Here is a 16,182-nt window from a genome sequence, read left to right on the forward strand (position 1 = left end):
TCCCAATGTTCCGTAAGATCCTCGTTGCCAATCGCGGTGAAATCGCCATTCGTGCCTTCCGGGCCGCCTACGAATTGGGTGCGCAGACGGTCGCCGTCTTCCCCTACGAAGACCGCAACTCGATGCACCGCCTGAAGGCGGACGAGGCCTACCAGATCGGCGAGCCGGGGCATCCGGTGCGTGCATACCTCGACGTCGCGGAGATCATCCGCGTCGCCAAGGAGTGCGGCGCCGACGCCATCTACCCCGGCTACGGCTTCCTCTCGGAGAACCCGGAGCTGGCCGAGGCGGCCCGCGAGGCGGGCATCACCTTCATCGGTCCGCCCCCGCGCGTGCTCGAGATGGCGGGCAACAAGGTGACCGCGAAGGAGCACGCGATCGCCGCGGGCGTCCCCGTTCTCAAGTCGACGCCGCCGTCGAAAGACATCGACCTGCTCATCTCGCAGGCCGACGAGGTCGGCTTCCCGATCTTCGCGAAGGCCGTCGCGGGCGGCGGCGGACGCGGCATGCGCCGGGTCAACACCAAGGCCGACCTGCGCGGCGCCCTCGAAGAGGCCATGCGCGAGGCCGACAGCGCGTTCGGCGACCCCACGATGTTCCTCGAGCAGGCCGTGCTGCGCCCCCGTCACATCGAGGTGCAGATCCTCGCCGACGCCGCGGGCAACACGATGCACCTGTTCGAGCGCGACTGCTCGGTGCAACGCCGCCACCAGAAGGTCATCGAGATCGCTCCGGCGCCGAACCTCGACGAGGAGACCCGCCAGGCGCTCTACCGCGACGCCGTGGCCTTCGCGAAGTCGATCGGCTACGAGAACGCCGGAACGGTCGAGTTCCTGCTCGACACCGCCGGCGACCGTGCGGGCAAGCACGTGTTCATCGAGATGAACCCGCGCATCCAGGTGGAGCACACGGTCACCGAGGAGATCACCGACGTCGACCTGGTGCAGTCCCAGATGCGCATCGCGGCGGGGGAGACCCTCGCCGACCTCGGCCTCAGCCAGGACTCGGTGCACATCCGCGGAGCCGCCCTGCAGTGCCGCATCACCACGGAGGACCCGACCGCCGGCTTCCGTCCCGACACCGGCAAGATCACGACCTACCGCTCGCCCGGTGGCGGCGGCATCCGCCTCGACGGCGGAACGATCAACCCGGGTGCGCAGATCAGTCCGCACTTCGACTCGATGCTGGCCAAGCTCACCTGCCGCGGCCGCGACTTCCCGGCGGCCGTGAGCCGTGCCCGGCGCGCGCTGGCGGAGTTCCGCATCCGCGGTGTGTCCACGAACATCCCCTTCCTGCAGGCCGTGCTCGACGACCCCGACTTCATCGCCGGAAACGTCAGCACCTCCTTCATCGAGGAGCGTCCCGGCCTGTTCAAGGGCCGCGCCTCGAAGGACCGCGGCACCAAGGTGCTCAACTGGCTCGCCGACGTCACGGTCAACCAGCCGAACGGCGCGCGCCCCGAGACACACGCTCCCGTCGACAAGCTGCCGGCGATCGACCTCTCTGCTCCGGCGCCCGCCGGATCGCGCCAGAAGCTCCTCGAGCTCGGCCCGGCCGGTTTCGCCGAGGCCCTGCGCGCCCAGACCGCGCTCGCCGTCACCGAGACCACCTTCCGCGATGCCCACCAGTCGCTGCTCGCCACCCGGGTGCGCACCCGCGACCTGCTGGCCGTCGCTCCGTACGTCGCCCGGATGACCCCGGAGCTGCTGTCGGTCGAGGCCTGGGGAGGCGCCACCTACGATGTGGCGCTCCGCTTCCTCGGCGAAGACCCGTGGGACCGCCTGGCCGCGCTGCGCGAGGCCCTGCCGAACATCAACATCCAGATGCTGCTGCGCGGCCGCAACACCGTCGGCTACACGCCGTACCCGACCAAGGTGACCGACGCCTTCGTGCGCGAAGCCGCGTCGACCGGTGTCGACATCTTCCGCATCTTCGACGCCCTCAACGACGTCTCGCAGATGCGTCCGGCGATCGAATCCGTGCTGGCCACGGGTTCCGCCGTCGCCGAGGTCGCCGTCTGCTATACGGGAGACCTGCTCGACCCGGCGGAGGACCTGTACACGCTCGACTACTACCTGCGCCTCGCGGAGCAGATCGTGGAGTCCGGCGCGCACATCCTGGCCATCAAGGACATGGCCGGCCTCCTGCGGCCGAGCGCCGCGGAGAAGCTCGTCGCCGCGTTCCGCGAGCGGTTCGACCTGCCGGTGCACGTGCACACGCACGACACCCCCGGCGGTCAGCTCGCGACGCTCCTGGCCGCGAGCCGCGCCGGAGCAGACGCCGTCGACGTCGCGAGCGCACCGATGGCGGGCACCACGAGCCAGCCGTCGGCCTCGGCGCTCGTCGCCGCCCTCGCCCACACCGAGCGCGACACCGGCATCTCGCTGTCGGCCGTGAACGCCCTCGAGCCCTACTGGGAGGCCGTGCGCCAGGTCTACCGTCCCTTCGAGTCGGGGCTGCCCGGCCCCACCGGCCGGGTCTACAAGCACGAGATCCCGGGCGGTCAGCTCTCCAACCTGCGTCAGCAGGCCAAGGCGCTCGGCCTCGCCGAGGACTTCGAGCTGGTCGAGGACATGTACGCCGCGGCCAACCAGATCCTGGGCCGCATCCCCAAGGTGACCCCGTCGTCCAAGGTGGTGGGCGACCTCGCTCTGCACCTGGCCGCCGTGCACGCCGACCCGGCGGACTTCGCCGAGAACCCGCAGAACTACGACATCCCGGACTCGGTTGTCGGCTTCATGGCGGGCGAGCTCGGCGAGCTGCCCGGCGGCTGGCCCGAGCCGTTCCGCACCAAGGTGCTGGCCGGAAAGACCGTCAAGGTCGGGGTCGAGGACCTCTCCGCCGATGACGCGGCCGCGCTGGACGGCTCGAGCGCCGAGCGGCGTTCGACGCTCAACCGGCTGCTCTTCCCGGCTCCGACGCGCATCTTCGAGCAGATCCGGGAACTGTTCGGCGACCTCTCCGTCGTCGACTCGCTCGACTACCTCTACGGCCTCAAGCAGGGCACGGAGCACGTGATCGAGATCGACCGCGGTGTGCGCCTGTACATCGGGCTCGAGGCGATCGGCGAGGCGGACGACAAGGGCATGCGTACCGTCATGACCACGCTCAACGGGCAGCTCCGTCCGGTGTTCGTGCGCGATCGCGGCATCGTCGTGGAGAGCAAGGCGGCCGAGAAGGCCGACTCCGCCAAGCCGGGTCAGGTGGCCGCTCCCTTCTCGGGCGTCGTCACGCTGCAGGTCGCCGTCGGCGACACGGTGGCAGCCGGGCAGTCGGTCGCGTCCATCGAGGCGATGAAGATGGAGGCGGCGATCACCGCTCCCATCGCGGGCACGATCGAGCGGCTCGCCATCCCGAAGACGCAGCAGGTCGACGCGGGGGACCTCCTCGTGGTGGTCGCACCCGCCGGCTGAGCAGGTGGTCGGTCGTCGGCGACCGGTAAACTGTCCCAGTCGCTCTCACCAGTGACAGAAAGAGACGGTATCCGTGGCAGACAAGCCGGATCAGGGCCGAACGGGCGAACTGGCCGACGGCGAACTCGCATCGAGCGAGTCCACGTCGGACGCGGTCGCATCGCGTTCGTCCTCGACCGACGATCTGACGATCTCGGTCCCCGAGAACCTCAGCATCGTCGTCGACCTGCCGCCCGCTCCTGCGCCTGAGGCGCCGGAGGACGAGGTCGCCGTGGCGATCGACGAGGTCCCGGTCAACCCGGGATTCGTGGCGTCGCCGACCGAGCCGACCACCACGTCGGTCGCGATCGTCGCGTCGCGCCTGGCCACCGGGCCGACGCCGACCGCGGCGCACGACGACGACCAGCGCGACATCCCGCCGCTCCCCGGCACGGATGCGTTCAGCCAGTCGCGGCGCGACCGGCTGCGCGGCGAGCACTCGCAGCAGCCGGAACCGGCCGCGATGCTGACCGCCGACCGGCTGCTCGAGGTGAACCGCAAGACCCGGCCAGGGCCCGAGGGCGGCTGGCACCGTTTCCTGTACGCCATCACGTTCCACACGGTCAACCTCGGCGACTCGGCCAAGGTGCGGGCGCGCAAGGAGCTCGACCACCGCATCCAGAAGCAGTTCGAGGGCGGTACCCGGTTCGTCCCCGTGCTCACCCGCAAGGGCGGCGTGGGCAAGACGACCGTCACGACCCTCCTCGGCATGGCGCTGGCCGATGCGCGCGAAGACCGCATCGTCGCGATCGACGCCAACCCCGACCGCGGAACGCTCTCCGAGCGCGTGACCAAGCAGACCAGGGCCACCGTGCGCGACGTCGTGCAGAAGGCGGCCAGCATCGGAGGCTTCACCGATTTCTCGGCTTTGGTGTCGCGTGACGAGACCCGCCTCGACATCCTGGCGTCCGACACGGACCCGCTGCTGTCGGAGGCGTTCGACGAGAATGACTACAACGTGGTCGCCGACCTCACCGCCCGGTTCTACTCGATCGTGCTCACCGACTGCGGAACCGGCATCGTGCACTCCGTGATGCGGGCGACGCTGCAGCGAGCGGACTCGGTCGTCATCGTGTCGGGCGGAAGCGTCGACGAGGCGCGACTGGCCTCGGAGACGCTGACCTGGCTCGAGGCGAACGGCTACGGCGACCTCGTGCGCAACGCCATCGTCGCGCTCAATACGGCGACGCAGGGCACGAACCTGGTGAAGCTCGACGAGATCGAGTCGCACTTCCGCTCGCGTGTCCGCGAGGTCGTGCGCATCCCGTACGACCCGCAGCTCGCTGCCGGGTCGGTCGTCTCGTACAAAGACCTCAAGCCGCTGACCAAGCAGTCGGCCCGCACCCTCGCCGCTCTCGTGGTCGAGGGTCTGCCGACGAACCGCGGCTGAGCCGCGCATCCTCTCGCACCGTTTCAAGGAGATAGTTGTGACCGAACGCCAGATCCGCCTGTTCGGCGACCCCGTGCTGAAGACGGTGTCCGAACCGATCGCGGAGGTCGACGCCGGTGTGCGAGGGCTGGTCGAGGACCTGATCGACAGCGTGATTCCCCCCGGCCGCGCCGGCGTGGCCGCACCGCAGATCGGTGTGAACCTGCGGGCCTTCAGCTACAACGTCGACGGCGAGATCGGCTACATCCTGAACCCGGTGCTGGCGGAGGTGTCCGGTGAGCCGGAGCTCGTCGACGAGGGCTGTCTGTCGGTTCCCGGCCTGTGGTTCAAGACCGCGCGGTACCCGTTCGCCCGGGTGACGGGGACCGACCTCGACGGCAACGAGATCGAGATCTCGGGAACGGGCGTGCTCGCCCAGGCGCTGCAGCACGAGACCGACCACCTCGACGGCAAGCTCTACCTCGACCGGCTCGACAAGGAGAGCCGACGCGAGGCGATGAAGCAGGTCAGAGAGAGCGACTGGTTCTAGCATCGGCTGACGGCTCCTAGACTGGCGACATGCGTATCGCAGTCACTGGAGGATCAGGAAAGCTCGGGCGCACGGTCGTGCGCGAACTCGCTTCGGCGGGCAACGAGGTCATCAATCTGGATGCCGTGGGGGAGCGCGGTCCCGGATTCGTCAAGGTGGATCTCACCGACTTCGGCGAGACGCTCGATGCGATCCTCGGCGTTCAGGACAAGCACGAGGGCTTCGACGCGATCGTGCATCTCGCCGCCATCCCGGCTCCGGGCATCCTGAGCGATGTCGCCACGTTCCACAACAACATCCGCGTCACGTACAACGTGTTCCACGCGGCGCAGCGGGCGGGCATCCGGAACATCGTGTACGCGTCGAGCGAGACGGTGCTCGGGCTGCCCTTCGACGTGCCGCCGCCCTACATCCCGGTCGACGAGGACTATCCGGCCCGTCCCGAGAGCACGTACTCGCTGGTGAAGCACCTCGAGGAGCAGATGGCCATCGAGCTGGTGCGGTGGGATCCGTCGCTGAAGATCGTCGCGCTGCGTTTCTCGAACGTGATGGTGCCGGCGGACTACGCCGAGTTCCCGTCGTTCGACGCGGACGCCCGAGAGCGCAAGTGGAACCTCTGGGGCTACATCGACGCTCGCGACGGCGCCCAGGCGATCCAGCGCGCTCTCGAATGGGACACGACCGGGTTCGACCGGTTCATCATCGCGGCGGCGGACACCGTGATGACGCGGCCGAACGCCGAGCTGGTCGAGGAGGTCTTCCCCGGCGTTCCGCTGAAGGGCGAGCTCGGCGTGAACGACACGCTGCTCTCGATCGCGAAGGCGCGCCGCGTGCTCGGCTACGCGCCGCAGCACTCCTGGCGCGACGAGGTCTAGCGCGGGAGCCGCCAATCGTGCGCTTTCGCACGATCGGCGTAGCTGGCGTCGCGCTATCGCACGACTGACTGCCCCGCGCTGACGGGCCTCCACAGGAGGCGTCGCGGGGCGGACGTGCACACCTTTGCTCGGGGCAGGGATGTCCTCGGCTGCCGGCTGGGACGCTGGGGGCATGCCTGCTTCCTGCTCCCTGCCGACGCTCCTGCACACCGCCGTTTTCTCCACGCGTACGGCGCGCGACCATGGCGTGATGCCGGCGCGACTCCGCGCGAGTGACATCGACCATCCGTTCCACGGGGTCAACGCCACTGCTCCACTTGACGACGTGCGCGCGCTCTGTGAGGCATATGTCGCGCGCGGCATCCCGGATCAGTGGTTCAGCCATCTGACCGCCGCCGCTCTGTACGGCATACCGCTCCCTCCGTCCGCGAGGGCAAAAGCGCTCCATGTCGTTGTCGCGTATCCGCGCACGCCACCGAGAACGCGGCAGGTCATCGGTCACAGTGTGCGCGACCTCCAGGCAGAGATCATCGAGGGGATGCCCGTATGCGGGCCCGCCCAGGTGTGGTGCCAGCTCAGCACGATCCTCGATCGCGACGAGCTCGTCGTCGCCGGAGACTTCCTCGTCGGTGCCCGAAGCCGGGCAGCGCTCAGCAGCGTCGAGGAGCTGTCGGCGGCGAGCATGGCGCTGCGTGGGCGGGCGGGGGCGCCGAAGCGCGCCTGGGCGCTCCCGCGCATCCGGTTCGGCGCCGATTCCCGGCCGGAATCATTGCTGCGCCTTCTCCTGCAGAAGCGGGGATACACGAACGTGCTCGTCAACCAGCCCGTCGAAGTGGGGAACGATCGTCTCGTGCTGCATCCCGACCTGATGCTCCCCGACCAGCGCGTCCTCCTCGAATACGAGGGGGACGGGCATCGCACGGGCCGCCGTCAATGGCAGAGCGACATCGCGCGAGTCGACCTCCTCGAGTCCGCGGGATGGCGCGTGGTGCGGGTGACGTCGGCCGACTTGTTCGAGAATCCCACCGTGCTTCTCGATCGGGTCGCGTCTGCCGCGCGCCGAATCGTGCGGTTCGGCGACCCCGCCGGAGCCTGTGGTGCCTTACCGCACGATTGACGTGGACTCAATGCGCGAGCGAGATGCCCTGCGTGGCCGGGGCACCGCTGTAGATGCCGTCGATCACGTCGGCGAAGTCCTCGAGGATCACGTTGCGCTTGATGCTGAGCTTCGGCGTCAAGTGGCCGCTGGCCTCGGTGAGCTCCGTCGAGAGCACGACGAACTTGCGGATGGACTCCGCGCGCGAGACATGCCCGTTGGCCACGTCGACGGCACGCTGGATCTCGGCGTTGACCGCAGGGTTCAGCGAAGCCTCCGCCAGCGTCATCTCCTTGTCCTCGCCGTTGTTCGCCAGCCAGGTCGGCAGCATCTCGGTGTCAAGAGTCACCAGGGCTGCGATGAACGGCTTCTGGTCGCCGACCACGATGACCTGGCTCACCAGCGGATTGGCGCGGATGGGGTCTTCGAGGGCCGCGGGCGACACGTTCTTGCCGCCGGCGGTGACGATGATCTCCTTCTTGCGACCGGTGATCGTGAGGAAGCCGTCGTCGTCGAACGAGCCGAGGTCTCCCGTGCGGAACCAGCCGTCGTCGAATGCCGCGGCAGTCGCCTCCGGGTTCTTCCAGTACTCCTTGAAGACGTCGACGCCCTTGACCTGGATCTCGCCGTCGTCGGCCAGCCGGATCGAGACGCCGGGGAGAACGGGGCCGACGGTGCCGATCTTGAACGTGTCGGGCCGGTTCACCGTCGCGGGCGCCGTCGTCTCCGTGAGGCCGTAGCCCTCGAGGATCTTGATGCCGAGGCTGTGGAAGAAGTGACCGAGGTGCGAGCCGAGCGGAGCGGATCCGGAGACGGCGTACTTGATGCGACCGCCCATCGCCGCTCGCAGCTTGGAGAACACGAGGCGGTCGAACATCGCGAAGCGGACACGCAGCCCGAACGGCACCGAACCCTTCTCGACGGCCTTCGAGTACTCGACGGCCGTCTCTGCCGCCTTGCGGAAGATCTTGCCCTTGCCACCGGCCTCGGCCTTCTGCTCCGCCGAGTTGTAGACCTTCTCGAACACGCGGGGGACCGCGAGCAGGAAGGTGGGCTTGAAGCTGGCCAGGGCAGGAAGCAGCTGCTTGGTGTCGGCCTGGTGACCGACCTTCACGCCGGAGTGCACGCAGAGCACCGCGATGAAACGGGCGAACACGTGAGCGGTGGTGATGAAGAGGAGGGTGGACGCGCCGCCCGGCTGCATCACGACCTCCTTGAGCGCCTCGGCAGAGTTGCGGGAGAGCTCGACGAAGTTGGAGTGGGTGAGGACACAGCCCTTGGGGCGTCCGGTCGAGCCGGACGTGTAGATCAGGGTGCCGATGTCGTCGCCCTTGGCCAGGTTGCGACGACGCTCGATCTCCTCGTCGGAGACGTCGGTGCCTGCGGCGACGAGCTTGTCGAGGTCGCCCAGGTGAAGCTGCCACACCTTCTCGACGTCGGGAAGCTCCGGGTGCACCTCGTCGAAGCGTGCGAACATCTCCGCCGTCTCGAGGATCACCGCGATCGCGCCGGAGTCGCTCATGTTCCACTGCACCTGGTGCGGAGACGACGTCTCGTAGATGGGAACGAGCACGGCACCCGCGAACCAGGTGGCGAAGTCGATCAGGGTCCACTCGTAGCGGGTCTTGCACATCAGGCCGATCTTGTCGCCCGGCTCGATGCCGGCGGCCACGAGGCCCTTGGCGAGGGCGACGACCTGACGGAGGAACTCGGCACTGGTCACGTCGCGCCAGCCGTCGCCCTCGGGGATCGAGAACAGGGGAGCATCCGGTGTCGCGGCCACACGGGCCACCAGGAGATCGGTGGCGTTGGCCTCCGGGTCGGCGGGCACGAGTGCTGGGGTATCGAACTGTTTCACGGTAACTCCCTTGGTACCGGGTAGGGGCGGGTAGCGGCCGGAATGGCCTCGGCCATGCTGGTTAACTACACTCTAGATGGTGCGGATGTGAGTCTTCCGGCCGTAGCCGATCCGCCGCACCACCATCACCGTCTTTGAGAAAGGCTGCTGCCTGTGCACGCGATCGGGATCGACATCGGCGGAACGAAGATCGCGGGCGCCGTCGTCGACGAGCTCGGGGTGATCGTTCGCGAAGACCGGGTGCCGACCGATGCAGCGTCGCCCGACGAGATCGAGAACGCCGTCGTCGAGATGATCGAACGCCTCTCGGACGGCCAGGAGCAGATTGCCGGCGCCGGCGTCGCCGCGGCCGGATTCATCGACGCCGCGCAGTCGACCGTGTACTACGCCCCGAACATCAACTGGCGGCACGAGCCGTTCCGCGAGAAGCTCGAGCGGCGCCTCGATCTGCCGATCCTCATCGAGAACGACGCGAACGCCGCAGGATGGGCGGAGTTCCGCTACGGGGCCGGCCGGCTGGTCAGCGACATGGTCATCCTGACCATCGGAACCGGCGTCGGCGGTGCGATCGTCAGCAACGACCGCCTTTTCCGCGGTGGCTTCGGAGCCGGCGCCGAGATCGGCCACATGCGCGTCGTCCCCGGAGGTCTGCCCTGCGGCTGCGGCGCCCACGGCTGCATCGAGCAGTACGGCTCCGGCCGTGCGCTGCAGCGGATGGCCAACGTGCTCGCCGACGCAGGCGGCATCGGCCAGGCGCTCGCCGACGTGCGCGCACGCAAGGGCACACTCAGCGGCCACGACATCAGCGACCTGATCGTCGCGGGGGATCCGGGCGCGCTCGTCGCCCTCCGCGAGCTCGGCGACTGGCTCGGCCAGGCCTGCGCCAGTCTCGGCGCGGTGCTCGATCCGCAGCTCTTCGTCTTCGGCGGCGGCGTCGCCCAGGCGGGGGAGCTGCTGCTCGACCCGATCCGTCAGGCCTACCTCGAGAACCTGCCTGCACGGGGCTACCACCCGGAACCCGAGTTCAGGATCGCCGAACTCGTCAACGACGCGGGCGTTGTCGGCGCCGCGGATCTCGCCCGGTTGCACGCCACGGGGCGTTAGGCTGAGCCGATGTTCTACTGGCTGATGAAGCACCTGGTCGCAGGTCCTCTGCTCAAGGGCATCTTCCGTCCGTGGGTCATCGGGCTCGAGAACGTGCCGGCCGACGGCGCCGTCATCCTCGCCAGCAACCACTTGTCGTTCATCGACTCGATCTTCCTGCCGCTCGTCGTCGACCGGCACGTCTCATTCCTCGCCAAGAGCGACTACTTCACGCGCAAGGGCTTCAAGGGCTGGATGACGAAGACCTTCATGACGGCGACGGGTCAGATCCCGATCGACCGCTCGGGGGGCAAGGCCTCGGAGGACTCCCTCAACACGGGCCTCGCGGTGCTCGCACGCGGAGAGATCCTCGGCATCTATCCCGAAGGCACCCGCAGCCCCGACGGCAAGCTCTACCGCGGTCGTACCGGTGTGGCCCGCATGATCCTCGAGGGTGACGTGCCCGTCGTCCCGGTCGCCATGGTCGACACCGAGAAGATCATGCCGATCGGCACCAGGCTCCCCAAGATCGGCCGGATCGGCATCGTCATCGGGCCGCCGATCGACTTCTCGCGCTTCGAGGGCATGGAGGGCGACCGCTTCATCCTGCGGTCCGTCACCGACGAGATCATGTATGCCCTGCACGCCCTCGGCGAGCAGGAATACGTCGACATGTACGCGAGCAGCGTCAAAGAAAAGCGCGCCGCCCTTTCACGGTAGGCTCAGATATCCGGCGCGCGTCCGCGCGTCACCTACCCACCGGTGCGTGCGCGAGTCCGGGCACGCCCTGATCTGAGCGGAAGTCCTGTGCAAGACACCACTGATCCCGTCGTGTTGGCTGACGAGTCTGTGATTGCGGGCCTGGACTATTGGCGCACGCTCGAGATCAAGCAGCAGCCGGCGTGGCCGGACCCTGCGGCCGCCGCCGAGGCATCGGCCGAGATCGCCACGCTTCCCCCGCTGGTGTTCGCCGGCGAGGTGGACCAGCTGCGCAACCGGCTGGCGCGCGCCGCCGACGGCAAAGCGTTCCTGCTGCAGGGAGGCGACTGCGCCGAGACGTTCGCGGGTGCCACCGCCGACCAGATCCGCAACCGCGTCAAGACGGTGCTGCAGATGGCCGTCGTGCTCACCTACGGCGCCTCGATGCCCGTCATCAAGATGGGGCGCATGGCGGGCCAGTTCGCCAAGCCGCGCTCGAGCGACACCGAGACGCGCGGCGGCGTCACGCTTCCCGCCTACCGCGGCGACATCGTCAACGGCTACGACTTCACGCCCGAGTCGCGCGCAGCCGACCCCCGCCGACTCGTCAAGGGCTACCACACGGCCGCCTCGACGCTGAACCTCATCCGCGCCTTCACCCAGGGTGGATTCGCAGACCTCCGTCAGGTGCACAGCTGGAACCGCGGCTTCGCGGCGAACCCGGCCAACCAGCGGTACGAGGGCCTGGCCAAGGAGATCGACCGTGCCATCAAGTTCATGGAGGCGGCGGGAGCCGACTTCGATGAGCTGACCCGAGTGGAGTTCTACTCGAGCCACGAGGGCCTGCTGATGGACTACGAGCGCCCGATGACGCGTATCGACTCGCGCACCGGAACGCCGTACAACACCTCGGCGCACTTCGTCTGGATCGGCGAGCGCACCCGCGACCTCGACGGCGCGCACGTCGATTTCCTGTCGCGCGTGCGCAACCCGATCGGCGTCAAGCTCGGCCCGAGCACGACGCCGGACACCATGCTCAAGCTGATCGACAAGCTCGACCCCGAGCGCGAGCCCGGCCGGCTGACCTTCATCACCCGCATGGGCGCCGGCAAGATCCGGGATGCCCTGCCTCCGCTCCTCGAGGCGATCAAGGCGAGCGACGCCAAGCCGCTGTGGGTCACCGACCCGATGCACGGCAACGGCCTCACCACGCCCACCGGCTACAAGACCCGTCGGTTCGACGACGTCGTCGATGAGGTCAAGGGCTTCTTCGAGGCGCACCGGGCTGCCGGAACGCACCCGGGCGGCATCCACGTCGAGCTCACCGGCGACGATGTCACCGAGTGCCTCGGCGGCTCCGAGCAGATCGACGAGGAGACGCTGGCGACGCGCTACGAGTCCCTCTGCGACCCGCGCCTCAACCACATGCAGTCGCTGGAGCTCGCGTTCCTGGTGGCGGAGGAGCTGGCCGCGGTGCGCTGAGTCCGCCCGTAATACGAACCTGTCATACGAAGAAGGCCCGCCGGATCATCCGGCGGGCCTTCTTCATACACGTGGTGCCGCGGGCGGCTGACCGGGTCAGAAGCCGGCGAAGTTGATGGTGACGGTCGACCCCTTGGCGACCTCGGTGTTCGCACCGGGGCTGATCTTCGAGACGACGAACGCCGCAGGTGCCACATCAGCGATGGCGCTGTACTTGAGGTCGAAGCCGGCGTCCTTCAGCGTCTTCTTGGCGACATCCCACGTCTTGCCGACGACGTCGGGGACGGGCACGGGTTCCGGCCCCTTGGAGGTCTCGAGCGCGAGGGTGTCGCCGGGCTTGATCGGTCCGTCCTTCTGGGCCTGGGCGGTGATCACATCGCCCTTCTCGACCGTGTCGCTGTACGACTGCGGGCCGCCGGTGACGAGGAGGTGCACGTTCTTGAGGGCCGACGTCGCGTCGTCGACCGACATCCCCGCGACATCCGGCACCGCGCCGACCGACGCGAGCAGATTGACCGTGGCGCCCTCGAAATAGGCGCCGCCGGCCGAGATGTTGTTGCCGTCGGGCTTCGAGGCGGAGATGACGACGTTGGCGGGCACCTTCGGATCGAACTGCTGCGCGATCGTTCCGACGACCGCACCGGCGCCCGTGATCGCGGCCTTCGCCTGATCCACGGTCTTTCCGGCGAGCGGTGGGAGCGTGATGGGCTTCGGCCCCTGGGAGACCTTGAGCGTCACGACGCTGCCGCGATGGGCGGAGGCCCCGGACTTCGGATCGGTGCTCGACACCAGTCCCTTGCCGACCGTCGTGCTGTACTCGGTGCCCTGGGTCGACTCGAGACCGAGCTCCTTGAGGGCGGTCGCGGCGGCGGCCGGCGTCTTGCCGGCGAGGTTCGGGATGGGCACGGTCGAACCCGGACCGGCGCCGAAGTACCAGCCGGTGCCGCCGGCCAGCCCGGCCAGGACGATGACGAGGGCGAACAGCCACCAGCCCTTGCCCCGGCGGCGCTTGGCGGCCGTGGTGAGGACGGCGGCGCTGTCGGGGGTGCTGGCGGCGACCTGCTGCCGGATGGCCGGGTTGATGATCTGGGTGTCGCCGTTGTCGGCGCCGAGCCCGAACGCGGGCGGCAGCACCATCGTGGGCTGCAGACCGCCGGATTCGCCACGGATCGCCTTCTCGGCCTCCATGAGGCGCTCGAGCATCTCCTTGGCGTCACGCGGGCGCTGGTCCGGGTCTTTCGCCGTGGCCCAGAGGACGAGGTCGTCGAGCTCCGGCGGGACGGCGGGGTTCTTGCTGCTCGGAGTCGGCACGGCGTCGTTCGCGTGCTGGTACGCGATCTGCATCGGCTGCTCGCCCTTGAACGGCTGCTCGCCGGTGAGCATCTCGTACATCATGATGCCGAGCGCGTAGATGTCGCTGCGGGCGTCGGCCACGCCTCGGGTGACCAGCTCGGGGGAGAGGTAGGCGATGGTTCCGAGCAGCGCCTGGCCGGTCGCGGTGTTCGCGCTTGCGGCGCGCGCGAGGCCGAAGTCGCCGATCTTGATGCGGCCGTCGTCGGCGAGCAGCACGTTCTCCGGCTTGAGGTCCCGGTGGACGATGCCGGCCTTGTGCGCCGCGGCGAGACCGCTGAGAACGGCCTCCATGATGTCGATGGTCTGCTCGGGGGTGAGCTTGCCGTAGTCCTTGAGCAGGTCGCGCAGCGTGATGCCCGGCAGGTACTCCATGACGAGGTAGGCCATATCGGAGTCCTGGCCCTGGTCGAACACGTTGACGACGTTCGGGTGCGCGAGCCGGGCGGCCGAGCGGGCCTCCTGCACGAAGCGGCTCTTGAAGGTGCTGTCGTCGGCGAGATGGCCGTGCATCACCTTGATGGCGACACGGCGTTCGAGCCGCAGGTCGGTGGCGAGGTAGACCGTCGCCATGCCGCCACGGGCGATCCGCGAGCGCACCTGATAACGGCCGTCGATGAGACGGCCGATCATGGGGTCGGTTTGGCTCGTGGTCACGTGTCGAGTTTAGAGAACGGGACCTGCTCGAACCCTGCAAAACACCGTGGAGCCGCTGGCTGTGACCGCCTTGTGATCATCTCGGCCGGCTCGTCAGCCGAGCTGGGTCAGCCAGGCGCGGGCGGACCGCTCCCATTTGGCGTAGGCGGTGGGGTAGGCGGAGATCTGCACGGCCTGCGCGGCGGCGGTGACACTCATCGAATGCCAGCCCCGGATGTCGAGCAGGCCACGGGTTCGTCCGGCCGTCGGGTTGCCCGGTCCACCGAAGAACGCGCGAGCGGCGTAGTGCGCGTCGAGCACCTGGGCGGGCGTTCCCCAGCCGGTGCTCGGCCGCTGCTGGAACAGCCCGAGCGAGTCGCGGTCGCCGTAGCGCACATTGCGCAGGCCCGATTCCTGAGCGGCGGCCGCAAGCGCGATCACCAGCCCGTAGTCGTCGACGCCCTTCTGCCGCCCGACCTCGATGATGATGCGGGCGTTCGCGCGCATCTCCTCCGTGAGGGGGACGATCGCGGTGCCGTGCGGAACGACGGCCCGCGCAGCCGGTGCCACGGGGGCGGAGACCGCGTGGGGCTTCTCGACCGCCGCGGTCGCGAGCCCGGGGATCGTCACCAACTGGCCGGGGAAGATCAGGCTGCCACGGCCGAGTCCGTTCGCGCTGAGCACGGCGGCGGTGGAGACGCCGAAGCGACCGGCGATGCCGCTGATCGTGTCGCCGGAGACCACGCGGTACTTCGTCGTCGACGGCACGGGCGCGGTCGGTGCCGGGCGATGGTGCGACACGCCCGTCGCTCCGGTGAGTGCGAGCACCTGGCCGGGAAAGATCAGGCTCTTCCAGCTGAGGCCGTTGAGGGCGAGGACGCTGGCCGTCGAGAGCCCGAAACGGCCGGCGATGCCGGAGACGGTGTCGCCGTTCTGCACCCGGTATCGTGCCGGGGCGGCGGCGATCGAGGTCTCGGCGGCGGATGTCCCCGCCGAGTCGCGGAGATCGACGGTCGTCGTGCCGTTCGTGTCCGGAGCCTTCTCCTTCGCGCGTTCCGACTCACCGGTCTCGGGTGCAGCCGCGTTCGCGGGCGTGATCAGGTTGAGGGTCACCGCCACCGAGCTCGCGATCGCGATGGGCATCGTGGCGAAGACGGAACGGGCCGCGCGCCGCGAGGGGCGCGCCGAGGGTCCATCCGGCGTGACATCGGTTTCGAGCAGGCGCATGCGAACTCACCTTCGTTCTCGTTGCGAACTCCCACGCTGACACACAATGAATAAGGAGTCAATTAGTGTGACGCGTGTGAATTGAGTTAACACGATCGTAACAATCGGGATCGCTCCCGCGATCGCCCGCGTCATGGCAGTGTTAAGGGGTGACTGAGCAAGCCCCAGCCCGCGAGTGGCTGACCATCCCCGACCTCGTCGATGCCCTCGGACTCGGGGTGAGCCGTGTGCGCCGCCTCATCGAGGACAAGCACCTCGCCGCCAAGCGCATCGACGGTGTGCTGAAGGTGCCGGCGGACTTCCTGAGAGACGGTGAGCCGCTCACCGAGCTGCGCGGCACCCTGATCGTGCTGGGGGACGCCGGATTCGACAACGACGAGGCCGTCGACTGGCTGATCGAGGACGACGAGATCCTCGGTACCGCCCCGATCGACGCGCTGCGATCCGGTCGCAAGGCCGAGGTGCGCAGGGTCGCCCAGGCCCTCGGCTAGTCCGGCGCCCGGGA

General features: G+C 68.7%; 12 protein-coding genes. 9 read left to right on the top strand and 3 right to left on the bottom strand.

From position 1 onward, the window contains the following. Window positions 1-5: 5 nt before the first annotated feature. The 5 genes from AC1DB1_RS17895 (at window position 6) to AC1DB1_RS17915 (ending at window position 7,363) form a co-directional block, all read left to right on the top strand. The gene (locus AC1DB1_RS17895) at window positions 6-3,413 is read left to right on the top strand and encodes a pyruvate carboxylase (RefSeq protein WP_477201775.1); all 3,408 of its coding nucleotides are present in this window, start codon (window positions 6-8) and stop codon (window positions 3,411-3,413) included. Window positions 3,414-3,486: 73 nt separating this feature from the next. Further along, window positions 3,487-4,842, top strand: a complete 1,356-nt coding sequence (locus AC1DB1_RS17900; RefSeq protein WP_477201776.1) for a MinD/ParA family ATP-binding protein — start codon at window positions 3,487-3,489, stop codon at window positions 4,840-4,842. A gap of 37 nt (window positions 4,843-4,879) precedes the next feature. Beyond that, window positions 4,880-5,371 carry a peptide deformylase gene (def, locus tag AC1DB1_RS17905; protein ID WP_477201777.1) on the top strand — a complete coding sequence of 164 codons (492 nt, stop codon included), beginning with the start codon at window positions 4,880-4,882 and terminating at the stop codon, window positions 5,369-5,371. A 29-nt stretch (window positions 5,372-5,400) separates the two neighbouring features. Further along, complete coding sequence (locus AC1DB1_RS17910; protein ID WP_477201778.1) at window positions 5,401-6,246, top strand: NAD-dependent epimerase/dehydratase family protein; 846 nt, start codon at window positions 5,401-5,403, stop codon at window positions 6,244-6,246. A 250-nt stretch (window positions 6,247-6,496) separates the two neighbouring features. Continuing rightward, the gene (locus AC1DB1_RS17915; protein ID WP_477201779.1) at window positions 6,497-7,363 is read left to right on the top strand and encodes an endonuclease domain-containing protein; all 867 of its coding nucleotides are present in this window, start codon (window positions 6,497-6,499) and stop codon (window positions 7,361-7,363) included. A 7-nt stretch (window positions 7,364-7,370) separates the two neighbouring features. Here the strand turns inward: AC1DB1_RS17915 and AC1DB1_RS17920 are convergent, their stop codons facing one another. After that, entirely contained in the window at window positions 7,371-9,200 is a 1,830-nt protein-coding gene (locus AC1DB1_RS17920; RefSeq protein ID WP_271176378.1) for an AMP-dependent synthetase/ligase, read from the bottom strand. A 153-nt stretch (window positions 9,201-9,353) separates the two neighbouring features. Between AC1DB1_RS17920 and AC1DB1_RS17925 the strand changes: the two genes are divergently transcribed. From AC1DB1_RS17925 to AC1DB1_RS17935, 3 genes are all read left to right on the top strand, one after another. After that, complete coding sequence (locus tag AC1DB1_RS17925) at window positions 9,354-10,304, top strand: ROK family glucokinase (protein WP_271176377.1); 951 nt, start codon at window positions 9,354-9,356, stop codon at window positions 10,302-10,304. A gap of 9 nt (window positions 10,305-10,313) precedes the next feature. Beyond that, the gene (locus AC1DB1_RS17930) at window positions 10,314-11,003 is read left to right on the top strand and encodes a lysophospholipid acyltransferase family protein (protein ID WP_477201780.1); all 690 of its coding nucleotides are present in this window, start codon (window positions 10,314-10,316) and stop codon (window positions 11,001-11,003) included. Window positions 11,004-11,132: 129 nt separating this feature from the next. Next, entirely contained in the window at window positions 11,133-12,464 is a 1,332-nt protein-coding gene (locus AC1DB1_RS17935) for a class II 3-deoxy-7-phosphoheptulonate synthase (RefSeq protein WP_477201781.1), read from the top strand. 96 nt (window positions 12,465-12,560) lie between these two features. On the opposite strand, the gene pknB is transcribed toward AC1DB1_RS17935, so the two are convergent. Both pknB and AC1DB1_RS17945 read right to left on the bottom strand, forming a co-directional pair. Further along, entirely contained in the window at window positions 12,561-14,471 is a 1,911-nt protein-coding gene (pknB, locus tag AC1DB1_RS17940; protein WP_477201782.1) for a Stk1 family PASTA domain-containing Ser/Thr kinase, read from the bottom strand. Window positions 14,472-14,564: 93 nt separating this feature from the next. Beyond that, window positions 14,565-15,593, bottom strand: a complete 1,029-nt coding sequence (locus AC1DB1_RS17945) for a LysM peptidoglycan-binding domain-containing protein (protein ID WP_477201817.1) — start codon at window positions 15,591-15,593, stop codon at window positions 14,565-14,567. Window positions 15,594-15,826: 233 nt separating this feature from the next. On the opposite strand from AC1DB1_RS17945, the gene AC1DB1_RS17950 reads away from it, so the two are divergent. Beyond that, window positions 15,827-16,168 carry an Rv2175c family DNA-binding protein gene (locus AC1DB1_RS17950; RefSeq protein WP_271176372.1) on the top strand — a complete coding sequence of 114 codons (342 nt, stop codon included), beginning with the start codon at window positions 15,827-15,829 and terminating at the stop codon, window positions 16,166-16,168. Window positions 16,169-16,182 lie beyond the last annotated feature (14 nt).

The organism is Leifsonia sp. 10N434 (assembly GCF_056394405.1).

Excerpts from the sequence above, each read along its gene's own strand:
- AC1DB1_RS17895 (WP_477201775.1), top strand. The coding sequence starts at position 6 with ATGTTCCGTAAGATCCTCGTTGCCAATCGCGGTGAAATCGCCATTCGT.
- AC1DB1_RS17910 (WP_477201778.1), top strand. The coding sequence starts at position 5,401 with ATGCGTATCGCAGTCACTGGAGGATCAGGAAAGCTCGGGCGCACGGTC.
- AC1DB1_RS17915 (WP_477201779.1), top strand. The coding sequence starts at position 6,497 with ATGCCGGCGCGACTCCGCGCGAGTGACATCGACCATCCGTTCCACGGG.
- AC1DB1_RS17930 (WP_477201780.1), top strand. The coding sequence starts at position 10,314 with ATGTTCTACTGGCTGATGAAGCACCTGGTCGCAGGTCCTCTGCTCAAG.
- AC1DB1_RS17945 (WP_477201817.1), bottom strand. The coding sequence starts at position 15,593 with ATGCCCATCGCGATCGCGAGCTCGGTGGCGGTGACCCTCAACCTGATC.